This window comes from Spirosoma pollinicola (genome assembly GCF_002831565.1).
GTDB lineage: Bacteria > Bacteroidota > Bacteroidia > Cytophagales > Spirosomataceae > Spirosoma > Spirosoma pollinicola.
In genome coordinates, this window is the sequence record NZ_CP025096.1 from 5,866,490 (window position 1) to 5,878,897 (window position 12,408).

Annotated in this window: 12 protein-coding genes; 2 read left to right on the forward strand and 10 right to left on the reverse strand. The window is 47.3% G+C overall.

What is annotated here, in order from left to right:
• Positions 1-370: 370 nt before the first annotated feature.
• From CWM47_RS24680 to CWM47_RS24695, 4 genes are all read right to left on the reverse strand, one after another.
• Positions 371-778 (reverse strand): putative toxin-antitoxin system toxin component, PIN family, encoded by a 408-nt coding sequence (locus tag CWM47_RS24680; RefSeq protein WP_100990887.1) that lies wholly within the window; start codon positions 776-778, stop codon positions 371-373.
• On the reverse strand, positions 778-990 hold the full coding sequence (locus tag CWM47_RS24685; protein WP_100990889.1) for a hypothetical protein: 213 nt from the start codon (positions 988-990) through the stop codon (positions 778-780). The genes CWM47_RS24680 and CWM47_RS24685 overlap by 1 nt, the downstream gene beginning before the upstream one ends.
• 79 nt (positions 991-1,069) lie before the next feature.
• A complete protein-coding gene (gene scpA / locus CWM47_RS24690; protein WP_100990891.1) occupies positions 1,070-3,214 on the reverse strand; it encodes a methylmalonyl-CoA mutase in 2,145 nt (714 codons plus the stop codon).
• Between the two features lie 22 nt (positions 3,215-3,236).
• Entirely contained in the window at positions 3,237-4,556 is a 1,320-nt protein-coding gene (locus CWM47_RS24695) for a methylmalonyl-CoA mutase family protein (RefSeq protein ID WP_240625440.1), read from the reverse strand.
• Positions 4,557-4,912: 356 nt separating this feature from the next.
• On the opposite strand from CWM47_RS24695, the gene dnaA reads away from it, so the two are divergent.
• Both dnaA and CWM47_RS24705 read left to right on the forward strand, forming a co-directional pair.
• On the forward strand, positions 4,913-6,322 hold the full coding sequence (gene dnaA / locus CWM47_RS24700; protein WP_100990895.1) for a chromosomal replication initiator protein DnaA: 1,410 nt from the start codon (positions 4,913-4,915) through the stop codon (positions 6,320-6,322).
• Positions 6,323-6,558: 236 nt separating this feature from the next.
• Positions 6,559-7,524 (forward strand): GNAT family N-acetyltransferase, encoded by a 966-nt coding sequence (locus tag CWM47_RS24705; RefSeq protein WP_240625442.1) that lies wholly within the window; start codon positions 6,559-6,561, stop codon positions 7,522-7,524.
• A 133-nt stretch (positions 7,525-7,657) separates the two neighbouring features.
• Here CWM47_RS24705 and CWM47_RS24710 read toward each other — a convergent pair whose 3' ends face one another.
• From CWM47_RS24710 to CWM47_RS24735, 6 genes are all read right to left on the reverse strand, one after another.
• Positions 7,658-8,446, reverse strand: coding sequence for a DUF3108 domain-containing protein (locus CWM47_RS24710; protein ID WP_100990897.1), 789 nt, complete (start codon positions 8,444-8,446; stop codon positions 7,658-7,660).
• Positions 8,447-8,476: 30 nt separating this feature from the next.
• Entirely contained in the window at positions 8,477-9,523 is a 1,047-nt protein-coding gene (locus tag CWM47_RS24715) for an aminopeptidase (protein WP_100990899.1), read from the reverse strand.
• Positions 9,524-9,656: 133 nt separating this feature from the next.
• Entirely contained in the window at positions 9,657-10,940 is a 1,284-nt protein-coding gene (locus CWM47_RS24720) for a serine hydrolase domain-containing protein (RefSeq protein ID WP_100990901.1), read from the reverse strand.
• Positions 10,941-11,053: 113 nt separating this feature from the next.
• Positions 11,054-11,611 carry a GNAT family N-acetyltransferase gene (locus CWM47_RS24725; RefSeq protein ID WP_100990903.1) on the reverse strand — a complete coding sequence of 186 codons (558 nt, stop codon included), beginning with the start codon at positions 11,609-11,611 and terminating at the stop codon, positions 11,054-11,056.
• 24 nt (positions 11,612-11,635) lie between these two features.
• Positions 11,636-12,025: a HEPN domain-containing protein gene (locus CWM47_RS24730; protein WP_100990905.1), complete on the reverse strand. Its 390-nt coding sequence runs from the start codon at positions 12,023-12,025 to the stop codon at positions 11,636-11,638.
• Entirely contained in the window at positions 12,015-12,329 is a 315-nt protein-coding gene (locus CWM47_RS24735; protein WP_100990907.1) for a nucleotidyltransferase domain-containing protein, read from the reverse strand. The genes CWM47_RS24730 and CWM47_RS24735 overlap by 11 nt, the downstream gene beginning before the upstream one ends.
• Positions 12,330-12,408 lie beyond the last annotated feature (79 nt).

Consider the following 12,408-nt stretch of genomic DNA (forward strand, 5'->3'; position numbering starts at 1 on the left):
AGACAAGGTGAAACTAAGGGTAAATACGTCTCCAACAAACTCTACTTATCTGGTTTGGAGAATTAGGAAATATTAACGCAAAATTCTTTACTTGTCTGGTTTCCAGTCGCTTATCTACTTATGCCACGAAAGTCCGTTTCTGATTCGGGGACGGGTTTTCCTTATACAAGTGGATTTTGAATTCTACCGTCTGAACTGTCTAATACACCAGCGAACAACCGCACCCAGAAAAAATAGGGTTATAGTAAGAATAACGCACTGCCAAACAAGCAGGCCAATGTCTGGCGTCAGCAAATCCATATTAATACTGTTTTAACGTTCAATATTTTCTGAGCCGCAATGGAAATCACCGTGCCGGAATGGACTAAATTCATGCATCAGGACAAGCTATAAATTCCGTAAGAGTAAGGCACTGTACCGATGGAAATTTCTTCGTTTGAAGAACGTCAAAATGTCGATCATTAGTAACTATGTAATCAGCGCCCGCCGATACTGCGCAATCCACAAATTTGTTGTCATCATAATCTGCGGTGATAAGTCCCCAACGATAACATATCTCTGTTTTAGCCGTATTTGGCTGCTTATCAACTAGCTCCAGCAGGTTATCTGCAATGAACCGAGTCATGCGTTTTTCAAAAATTTCGGCATATTCTTCCGTAATCTCGTTGCTGACAGCTAGCTCAAATTGTTGAGAACGGTAAGAATCGAATACCCGCCGATAAGGTGAAATTTTTGGAATTATGGCCAGAAAACAATTTGTATCAATAACAACGCGCATTAGTCATGGCGATAAGGAGTGCGACCATGACCCTCTAACCAACCTTCTACCGTGTTGCTGTCCCAGCCTTTTTCCTCAAACAAAGCGTCGATACCTTGATCTACTTTTCGGGCAAAGTAATCAGCCAGTAATTGCTTGATCTCTAAAACTTGTTCATCAGGGATTGGTCGGGAAAAAGTCTTGAGTAACTCAAGTTGCAATGAAGTCAGCATAGCTTGCTGTGGTTTTGTGATTAATCAAATATACAGAATTGATATATTTATTCGTACTGAATCAGGCTATTGGCTGTGTTCAATCCTGCATCAACTCGGTCAATATTTTCTGAGCCGCAATAGAAATCACCGTGCCGGGGCCGAAGATGCCTTTGACGCCCGCATCGTATAAAAACTGGTAGTCGCCTGCCGGAATAACGCCCCCGGCAATAACCATAATATCGTCGCGGCCAATCTTTTTGAGTTCGCTAATGAGTTGCGGAACCAGCGTTTTGTGACCCGCTGCCAGACTCGATACACCCACGATATGTACGTCGTTTTCGGCAGCCTGTCGAGCCACTTCTTCCGGGGTTTGGAACAGTGGTCCCATATCCACATCGAAACCCAGATCGGCAAAACTGGTGGCAATGACCTTGGCGCCCCGGTCGTGCCCATCCTGTCCCATTTTAGCGACCAGAATCCGGGGGCGTCGCCCGTCGAGTTCGGCAAACTGATTGCTCATCTCGCGGGCAATGCGGAAGTTCTCATCATCCGATACTTCGGCAGAGTAGATACCCGATATAGCTCGAATGGTGGCCTTATGGCGGCCAAATGCTTTTTCCATAGCGTCGGAGATTTCACCGAGGGTGGCGCGGCAGCGAGCCGCTTCAACGGCTAGCGCCAGTAGGTTTTTGTCTGGGGAGGGGGTAGTAGCTGCACCGGTTATTGCTGCCAGAGCCTGCTCCACTTTTGCTTCATTCCTTGTTTCTTTTACCTCTTTCAACCGGTTTAACTGGCTCTCACGAACGGCCTGGTTGTCAATGTCCAGAAGTTCGATAACGGTTTCCATGACGGGTTTGTAGCGGTTTACGCCCACAATAACATCTTTGCCGGAATCAATACGGGCCTGTTTTCGGGCAGCGGCCTCTTCAATCCGCAGTTTAGGCAGGCCAGTTTCAATGGCTTTGGCCATACCGCCCAATTGCTCTACTTCCTCCATCAGGGCCCAGGCTTTTTCGACCAGTTCTTTTGTTAGGAATTCGACATAGTAAGAGCCGCCCCAGGGGTCAACGGCGCGGGTAATGTCGGTCTCTTGTTGTAAGTACAACTGAGTATTCCGGGCAATTCGGGCCGAAAAGTCAGTTGGTAAGGCAATAGCTTCGTCCAGCGAATTGGTGTGCAGACTTTGGGTGCCGCCCAGCACAGCCGCCAGTCCCTCAATGGTTGTACGGGCAACGTTGTTGAACGGGTCCTGCTCGGTCAGGCTATAGCCAGAGGTCTGGCAATGGGTACGTAAAGCCAGCGATTTGGCATTTTTGGGTTCAAACTGTTTCACAATCTTTGCCCACAGCAGCCGCCCTGCGCGGAGTTTGGCGATTTCCATAAAGTGGTTCATGCCAATACCCCAGAAGAACGACAGACGAGGGGCAAAGGCGTCGATACCCATGCCCGAGCGCAAACCCGTTCGGATATATTCGAGCCCATCGGCCAGCGTATAGGCCAGTTCCAGATGGGCCGGGGCACCTGCTTCATGCATATGATAGCCGCTGATACTAATCGAGTTGAACTTGGGCATAAGCTGCGCTGTGTACGAAAAAATATCGCCCACAATACGCATGGATGGTTCAGGTGGGTAGATGTACGTATTCCGCACCATGAACTCTTTCAAAATGTCGTTCTGAATCGTGCCTGATAATTTTTCGGGTGGCACACCCTGTTCTTCGGCAGCAACGATGAAAAAGGCCATAATCGGCAACACCGCGCCGTTCATGGTCATTGACACCGACATCTGGTCGAGGGGAATCTGGTCGAACAGAATTTTCATATCCTCGACCGAATCAATAGCGACACCGGCCTTGCCAACATCACCCACAACGCGCGGATGGTCGGAATCATAGCCCCGGTGTGTAGCCAGATCGAAGGCAACGGATAAACCTTTCTGCCCACCGGCCAGATTTCGGCGGTAGAATGCGTTCGATTCCTCGGCGGTCGAGAAACCCGCATATTGCCGGATAGTCCACGGCTGACGAACGTACATACTGGCATACGGACCCCGCAAAAATGGGGGCACACCGGCCGCGTAATTCAGGTGATCCGTATTGGCTACATCAGCAACCGTAAAACGAGGTTTCAGCTTGATGCCTTCGGCGGTTGGGAAAAGGGTGTTACCTTGAGTTTGGAGCAGGCTTGCCTGTTCTTCGTTCGCAGTTGAGTTCGTTTCGGGAGTTACGTAGGTGGGTCTCATGCGTGTAGTTGGTCGAACGGATTTATTCAAAGACTGCGGCCAGACGTCGGTCAGGCAACAAACCAGTTTGATCAGTTAATGGGTTGTAGGTTTGCGTAGATGGCTCGTCGAAGCGGAACTTCGTTACGCCCACCAGCACCTTTCCGTTACGTACAGCATCGACTTTGGCCTGATAAGCTCGCTCAATTTCGGTTTGAACAAATCTACTGGCTACTGCTTTGGCAAAACCACCCTGATTCTCAACGGTCAAAAACAACGTCCAGGCCGCTTCGACCAGCGAATAAGTCAGGTTTTCAATGTAATACGAGCCTGCCGATGGATCGGCAACTTTGTCTAAATAACTTTCTTCTTTCAACAGAACCGATACGTTTCGGGCAATACGGGCCGAAAAACCTTTATCCGACATATCATTATCTCCTGTTGCGGGTGTACCCAGAACACTATCATACGGATGAACCGTTAGCGCATCGCAACCACCAATAACAGCCGCCATAGCTTCGGTAGTGGCCCGGAGCAAGTTCGTGTTCGGTGTCGCTTTTGCGTCGTAAAAGGTTGACGTTTGGCAGTGGATAAAGAAGGCTAACGAACTTGACTGATAGGCAGCTACCAACCGACTCAGTAACACGCGAAGTGCCCGGAGTTTGGCAATCTCCATAAAATAACTCGTTCCAACAGACACCGATAGTATCGTTTTTGGAACGAGCTGCTCAATGGTCAGGCCACTATCGGTAAGCTGGTCGTAGGTATCAGCCAGTGACGCCAGTGTGAAGGCCAGCTCCTGCGTAGCCGTTGCCCCCGCGTTATGAAACACATGACTGCTCACGCAAATCGTACGAAACTGGGGAGAATCGACCGTTAGTCGGGTGGCTTCGGCGGTTGATTTGCCTGCCACCATCAGCAGTCCTCCTTTTAGCTTGTAAGGTGCTATAGTTTTCAGAGTCTGAATGAAATCCGTGGCGGTGTCGTCTGATAGCCGGAAAAAAACGGGATTTTCGCTCAGTTTTATGTTGTTGAGCAATCGGGAAAGTTTTTCGCCATGTCGCCCGGTTTGAGTCGACAGCGATAGAACAAGGGCATCTGCCCCACGCGTGAGGACATCGCGCAGGCTACTATTATCTGATTTTTCGTCAGATACAATCCATTCCGGTGCGTTAAGCCAGCCCGGGCTATGCTTCTGAACGGCCTGAATCGTTTCTAGTGAACGCGTGGTAACCGGGCCTTCTGTGAGATCATTAGCCGTGTAGTAGGGTTCCAGGGTGAAACCTTCTTCGGTATGCCAGCGAAGACTTTCGTACTCATCTTCGCCAGCCTGAGCAGGTTTATACTCCTTCTGGACCTGCATCAACCACGCAGATTTATCGGTTTCCGGAAACAGTGGTAAAAAAAAAGACGCCATCAGATCATTTAAGGACAAGTTGCTGGTAAAAGTAGTCTTTTTCTTTATTCAAGGAGAGACCACGCTTATAACTATCTAATCAGCACCTCAATTGCATTATTCAAAGGGATTACATAATGGAGTTGACGTTCTCTTCGAATCGCGTAATTTTAGCTTAACATTGACTGAGCTGGCTTAATTCACGGAAAAAACGTGACTATCGCTGTACGGTTCGGTCAGATATTTGGCTACATTTGTCTCCCTTTTTTGACGACCCAACGTAACTCAGGACTAAACCCGTGAATATAACTCCTCAGACAGGCATGCAGCGTGAAATAACGACGGTGTGGAATCGCTGTCTGAGTGTTATCCGGGAAATTGTACCCGAGCAAAGTTTCAATACCTGGTTCGAACCCATCGTTCCGCTCAAACTCAATGGAAATGTTCTCACCATTCAGGTGCCGAGCGAATTTTTTTACGAATGGCTGGAAGAAAACTTTGTACATGCCCTGCGTAAAGCCCTCGATACGGCCATTGGTCGCAATGGGCAACTGGAATATTCGATTATCGTTGATAAAGGAAACGAGCAAAATCGGCCGCTAACGGTCAATGTGCCAACCACCAAATCGACGCACACGTCGAAGCCGGACAATGTCAACCCCGACATTCTGAAGAGTCCGTTTCAACTGAAAGACCTCGATTCGCTTACGCTCGATTCTTACCTCAATCCAAGTTATACGTTTGATAACTACGTGGAGGGCGATTGTAATCGACTGGCGCGTTCGGCGGGGTACGCCGTTGCTGAGCGACCCGGTGTTACGTCGTTCAACCCCCTTATGATTTACGGCGGGGTCGGACTGGGAAAAACCCACCTGGTGCAGGCTATTGGCAACTTCATCAAGAATAATAACCAGGGTAAGTTTGTCCTCTATGTGACGTCAGAGAAGTTTACGAACCAGTTTCTAAACGCCGTTCGATCTGATGGTATCCGGGACTTTACATCATTCTACATGCAGGTAGATGTACTGGTAATCGACGATGTGCAGTTTCTGCAAAAAAAGGAGAAGACCCAGGAAATTTTCTTCCACATCTTCAACCACCTTCACCAGTCGGGCAAGCAGATCATTATGACGTCCGACCGGGCACCAAGGGCATTGGATGGGCTGGAGGATCGCCTGTTGTCGCGATTCAAATGGGGACTGTCGGCCGATCTGCAGACGCCCGACCTCGAAACGCGTATCGCTATCATTCAAAAGAAACTTCAGGCCGAAGGAATTTATATAGAGGATGCTGTCATCGAATACTTGGCCCATAGCGTAAATACAAACGTTCGGGAACTGGAAGGTGTCATTGTGTCGCTGATGGCGCAGGCGTCATTGAATCGCCGGGAAATTGACCTTGAACTGGCCAAGCAGACCCTGCGCAACATTGTAGTCGACTCCGAGCGGGAAGTAACCATTGATACGGTACAGGAAGCGGTCGCCAGCTATTTCAACGTAACCATCGCCGACCTGAAAGCCAAAAGCCGTAAACGCGAACTGGTACACCCCCGGCAGGTGGCTATGTATCTGGCCAAAGAAAAAACGGATTTATCGCTAAAATCTATTGGCTATCATTTTGGTGGGCGTGACCATAGTACCGTTATTCACGCTGTGCAAACTGTTAGCGATCTGGTCGCCAAACACGCCGAAACGCGCGATATTGTCGAGAAGCTGAAAGCCATGTTTAAGTAAAGCCCTGTTGCCAAAGGGACTGATCTTGTGGAGTTTTCAAGTTTCCCTTGACTTAATGTTGCTAGGCGTATCCGACCGCATCCTGCTGTCGAGCCGTTAGACTAAATTAAGCCAGTTAACTCTTGTGAGTCTTTTTTAGCCTTGCGGCTCGACAGCAGGGATGCGGTCAGATACAATAGTCAAAACCTACAAGATTAGTCCCCAAAGGAGAGAAACCGGGTAATGCTTAATTCCAGGTGGAAAATCTAACCGTTTTATCGCGCCATCACATCAACAACGCTGCCTGGGATACCTGCGTTGCCAACTCCCGGCAGCGCATTTTATACGGTTACTCCTGGTATTTGGATACTGTTTTGCCAGCGCCATCCTGGAAATGGGTTGGCCTTGTTTTAACAGATGAAGCAGGCCGGTATATGGCCGTTATGCCAATTCCTCTCCGTCGAAAACGCATTGTAGGAATTAACTATAGCTGGGTTGTTCATCAGCCGTTTTTTTGTCAGTTTCTCGGTGTTTTCAGCCCCGGCGAAACAATTGACTTCACCCCCTTCCTGCGGCTGATCCAACAAAAATTTCGATACGGGTCAACGTTCTGCTTGCGGCAACAGCCTGACGAATCACGCTCATTCAGCTCAGTACGAATGGCTTCGACCCAATGCCTGGATTTGTCGGTAGGATACAACACGATTTATGAAAACTATACCCGCGATCGGAAGCAAAATCTGAAACGAGCCGTGTCTGCTAACTGGACCGTTGCTGATTCTACAGATCCTGTGCCATTATCGGTGCTGTTTCAGGAAAATCACGAGGCTGGTATTGAGGGAGGTGTTGCCGTTTGGGCTTACAATAGTCTCCAGAATTTAATAAGAGAATTGATTGCCCGAAACTTGATCACGTTACGTTATGCCTGCCGGAATGGGCGTATTGAAGCGGGGGCCTTGTTTGTGCAGGAGGGAAACCGGATTATTTATCTCTTCAATTCGGCATCCGAAGTGGGTCGGCGGGGCAATGCCCGAACATTATTGATTGATCAGGTTATTCGGGAGCATGCCGGTAGCCCGCTTCTTTTCGACTTCGAAAGCCCTGAGAAACCCTCCATTCGTGAATTCTACCAAAGTTTCGGGGCAAGTGAAGAGCCGTTTTACGAAGTTCGCTGGAATCGGTTGAATTTTCTGGAGCGAACGCTTAGACAGCTACTATCATAAGCATTAAAGGCACCTGAATCAGAGAATGTTTTTTGTCATTCCGACGCCAGGACCGGGCCGCCGGGATGACAAAAAAACTATGCTTCTTGATTAATTATGATGTATTTGTTTTTACAGGCAACTGTAATTCACTTTAATAATACTTCAATGGCTGTTTCAAGCCGCCATCGCGTTTGAGGTCCATCTCCATAGAGCCTACAAAGAAGTCGACTTCTACTTTAACCGGGACTTTGTTGGCATCATCGGAGACGAAAATGCGGATCGATTCTTCTTCTTTAATAAGCTTGTTTTGTGGCAAAACCGGATTCAGTTTAATGACGTTAATCTTTCCATGCTTTGTTTTGACAACGTCTCTACCCCGATATCGAACCTTCATGTTGTAGATCGTATCGTCGTAAAATGCCGGTACCTCAATCACCTGACCGCTGCTCAGTTTGCTGAAATCAATCGTGCGCAGAAAGTAATAACCGCTGATAAGGTCATGCACGTTATCGGGTACTTTGAAAACATCTTTCTCCGTGCGTTCTTCGGCTTTTACCGTATTGGCTTCGTGGTTGAACGTAATGTTTTCTTCCTTCCGATAGCTGTTTTCCTGAAGGTTCGTGTAAAATTTCTGCGGCAGAATAGCCGAGGTATCAATGTATGACCGCCATGTGTCGCGGATGCGCGTGACAAGGTCAAACGCACCCAGTGTGCGGGCGTCTACATTGACACGATAGCAGGGCCGCTCGTTCACTTTGTAAAGCGATGGGCTCACATCCACTACGGCTTCGGCCGCATTGATGAATCCATAGTGTACCCGGTATTCGAGGTGTTCGCCAGGACCGAAACTCGTGTTTGATACACGTCTGTACGCATTCAGAGCAACAAAACCTGTGCTGAGAATAGATAGAACACCAAGGCTGATTAATAATTTCTTCATACGAACAACTACCCGCCTGCCGGGCTTCGTTTAAAACGATGGATAGGTTTGTTTTAGGTAGGTTAAATACCGTTTAAAATCCCCTCCAAACTTACTGTCAAATTCCTGCCGAAAATGATTTTGCTGTTTTCGATAGGTAAGGTAACCAATGAAATACGCATTATTCGGTAGGTTTAGTTTTCCGATTGGCCGCTTATTTACTGAACGTACGCCTTTTGCACTCCGCTGGTCGTTGATCGTGTCCGACGAAACGACGATTTCCCTGATGGTTTCCCACTTCAACGAATCTTTGACTGTTGTTGACAAGGTTGGTTTAAATGTTCGATACAAACTATCGAGCATTCGGGTACCCCGTAAAATGTGTTCATCGTAGTGTTCATAAAACACTTTTGTCGCTAAATAGTCCCGGTACGGTACAGAATCTTTGCCGTGTTTCTGAGCAAGAAAGCGTAACGCACCGTATTCGCCAACAAAATCGGCCAGGTTTTCATTGTATTCAAGATTATTCTTCACAAATAATGTGCCGTGAGTCAGCTCATGAATAATCAATTCGGCCAGGCTTCCTTCGGGTCTATCCAGAAAACTGGACAAGATCGGATCATTTAAAAATCCTAACGTCGACCAGGCCGATACTTCGCCAATACGCGTATCCAATCCTTCCCGTTGCAACTCCGCTTTTGTTGAATCGGCGCGGTCTTTTTCGAAAAAACCTTTATACGAAAACGTACCTATTATCGGGAAATGCCATTGCTTTGCAACGAGTTGATACGGTTGGGCTGCTGTAACTACCCACAGAATGGGCTTTCCTTCCTGATCATAAAATGACTCGTAACTTCCCGACTTATCCAAACCGAGCGAATCTATAGCAAAACGCTTGATTTCCTGGATAAGTTCTACTTTTTTCTTTACCGAATCGGGGTAAGCTTCACTGTTTAATACCTCGGTTACGGGCTTCGTATTCCACAAAATGCGTAACTGCCCTTTCGCCTGCATCCACCCGTAACTGACCAATTCCCATTGCCAGACAACCAGGCAGAGCAGAATCCCGATACACACAAGAGCAATTTTTTTGATCATAGGTTGGAATTATTCAATACAAAAGTATAAAAAATGGCACTATGATATATGAAAAAACCTATAAGGTCTTTTGAGGCCTTATAGGTTTGAAAACTTGGGCAACCCAGAATAAGCAGGTACGCTAAACTACTATTTAGTCCAAAGCCTGATACACGCCTATTCTGAATTTTTTGACGAAATCACTATAGTAGGCGTAGGGCTGTACGTTTGTGAAAATGAGCAGAATAAGCTCTTCTTTCGGGTCGATCGTAAATTCGGAACAGTACATGCCTCCCCAGGTATACGAGCCCGGTGATGCCTGATCGCCATAGTGAGAGCCTTCGGTAATAAGTTGGAAACCAAGGCCAAACTTATCTTTTCGATCCCAGACTTCGGCTGTTCCAATCTGGTTGCGAAGCATCATATCGACGGTCTTTCTCGCCAGAATTCGTTTGTTATTGAATATGCCGCCATTGAGGAACATCTGGCAGAGTTTGGCATAATCTTCGACTGTACTCACCAAACCGGCTCCACCAAGAAACAGCGTTTTAGCGCCCGAGGTGGCAAAGTTTCGGTAGGCTTCGTTTGTATGTAGCGTCAGGGGTTTGTCCATGCTCGACTTACTGTATAACTCAACCAGTCGATTAGCTTTGCTATCGGGCAGATAAAAATAAGTATCGGTCATGCCGAGGGGTTCAAGTACCCGTTCGCGCATGGCAACATCGAAGGATTTGCCCGATAACACTTCAATGAGCCGTCCCAAAATGTCGATGTTCAGGCCATAGGTGAAACCCGCGCCGGTGGAGTCACTGCCGGGGTCGCGCAGGAGCGGGCGTTTCGCCAGTTTATTAATTACATTTTCGAGTTTGTCGGGAGCGGTTGAATTAAAAAACGGTACATTAAACTCGGGACGCTGGTCGAGTGGGTGTTCGTATGGGATGCCCGCATTATGGCTTAATAACTGCCGAATCGTAATTTCGCTTTTGGCCGGACGAGTATCGTAACTACCACCAACGGGGTCTTTTTTATCGTACTTAACCAGCACGGTTGGGTTTTTAAAAGCCGGGATGTATTTCGATATAGGGTCGTCTAGCAAAAACTTTTCTTCTTCATAAAGGGTCATCAACGTGGCCGTGGTGATGGCTTTCGACTGCGACGCGATGCGATAAATATCATCGCGTTTCAACGGGGTTTTCTTCGCCAGGTTGCTATACCCAAACGCTTTGTAATGCACGATTTTGCCTTTGTGTGCAACGAAAGTTACAGCATTGGGGGCAATATCCTGATCAATTAGTCCCTGTAGCCAGGTGTCTAATCGTTTCAGCCGTTCGGCCGAAAAGCCACCTTCAGCGGGAGTTTTGGCAACGGTGAATGCTTGCGGGTGCGGTTGAGCAAATAGGGACGAAGCAACAAATAGAAAGGGTAGGAGTAAGCGCATGAGGTTTTTACAGTTTGTCAAGTTTATTTGTACCTATGGGCTTCAGCCCGTGTATGCTTTGAATTGAAACACGGGCTGAAGCTTATGGGTACAAATAATAAGTCATACGCATTTTACTTCTGCCAGTCCCACAAAACAACTACCCAGGTTTCGCCAATAACTGAATCGTGGAATTCGTGAATAGGCTCAAAACCAACACGGGCATGAGCGCGTAGGGAACGGGTATTGTTGGCCGAAATGTCCGTTATCAAAAGTTGGAAGCGGTCGCTATATACTTCACGATGATGTTGGTACATCCGGTCGAACACCTTTTGCCCCCGATACCCCTCGGCTACGCACACCTGTCCCATCACATAGTAGGCATAGGTGCTCAACGGCTTGCCGCTATAACTGAGCGAGTCAATTAACGCAAAAAGCGGAAGCAGTTCGGGTATGTCGGTCCCAAATTCGGGCAACATGGTGAGGGCATAGCCGACCACCCGGTCGCCGTCTTTGGCAATGACGCTGGGCGCGGCCAGATTCATACGACTCAGCACAGCCGGGTCATGTTCAACCGTCACGAAGCCCTGATCGAGCTGTACATCAAGCGGAACATTTTTACGAAGATTATCTTGTTGCAAGGCCAAAATCCCCTGCACGTCGGCTTCAGATTGAACGGTGGTAATAATCATGTAATAAGAAACTGTAAACGAAAATCAGCGTAGGAGATTATTAATTTTGACTGATACATCATCAGCAATGGCTAGCGCATCCGATACATCGCCTTCATCTAAAAAAATGGTGTCGTTTGGATATCGGATTTCAACTGCGTAGTCTTGAAGACGAGCTAATTGGTTATAATCATCTATTGTGAATAGATTGGGTTGATCAATTAGGTCAAGTAGATAAATCAGATCGTGCGACCGTCGAAAGTCTATAGACAGGTGAATTAGATAGGCTTTAAGTAATTTCTCAACAGCCTGCTGACAATGAAAGGCAACCGTATCTTTATAATCGGGGAGGTGATTAAAAACCAGATGTGCCGTTGTTAAATCGTGTTCGGCTTTTGTTAGCCAGCTTGCAATGGCAATTTCTTTATCGCTCATATACTATTCTGGCCGATTGAAGAGCGTTTGTTAAGAAAGAATACGGCTGTTGACTGCTTTGCTCTACCTCTTCCGGTGTAGCCACTACAATATCCATTGGCGTTTTTAAGCCATATAAAAACCGACGAACCTCCCGCCCGCGTTGATGACGTAGCAAACTCGTGTCTTTTACAATAAGCAAGTCCAGATCACTATCGTCTGTTGCCTGGCCAGTCGCATAAGAGCCAAACAGCATAATTTTGTCTGGCTGGTAAGATGCAACGATTTTAGCAACGATGTGTTTAATGTTTTCAGGACTAATCATGATCTATTCGTGTGTGTGTACGACTAAAATTACTGAATTTTACAAGATTGCCAAACCTGCCTTTTTACTATAAATACAT

Coding starts and splice junctions, on each gene's coding strand:
- CWM47_RS24695 (WP_240625440.1), bottom strand. CDS start 4,556: ATGCAGGTCCAGAAGGAGTATAAACCTGCTCAGGCTGGCGAAGATGAG.
- CWM47_RS24730 (WP_100990905.1), bottom strand. CDS start 12,025: ATGAGCGATAAAGAAATTGCCATTGCAAGCTGGCTAACAAAAGCCGAA.
- CWM47_RS24710 (WP_100990897.1), bottom strand. CDS start 8,446: ATGAAGAAATTATTAATCAGCCTTGGTGTTCTATCTATTCTCAGCACA.
- scpA (WP_100990891.1), bottom strand. CDS start 3,214: ATGAGACCCACCTACGTAACTCCCGAAACGAACTCAACTGCGAACGAA.
- CWM47_RS24685 (WP_100990889.1), bottom strand. CDS start 990: ATGCTGACTTCATTGCAACTTGAGTTACTCAAGACTTTTTCCCGACCA.
- CWM47_RS24720 (WP_100990901.1), bottom strand. CDS start 10,940: ATGCGCTTACTCCTACCCTTTCTATTTGTTGCTTCGTCCCTATTTGCT.
- CWM47_RS24715 (WP_100990899.1), bottom strand. CDS start 9,523: ATGATCAAAAAAATTGCTCTTGTGTGTATCGGGATTCTGCTCTGCCTG.
- CWM47_RS24725 (WP_100990903.1), bottom strand. CDS start 11,611: ATGATTATTACCACCGTTCAATCTGAAGCCGACGTGCAGGGGATTTTG.
- dnaA (WP_100990895.1), top strand. CDS start 4,913: ATGCAGCGTGAAATAACGACGGTGTGGAATCGCTGTCTGAGTGTTATC.
- CWM47_RS24735 (WP_100990907.1), bottom strand. CDS start 12,329: ATGATTAGTCCTGAAAACATTAAACACATCGTTGCTAAAATCGTTGCA.
- CWM47_RS24680 (WP_100990887.1), bottom strand. CDS start 778: ATGCGCGTTGTTATTGATACAAATTGTTTTCTGGCCATAATTCCAAAA.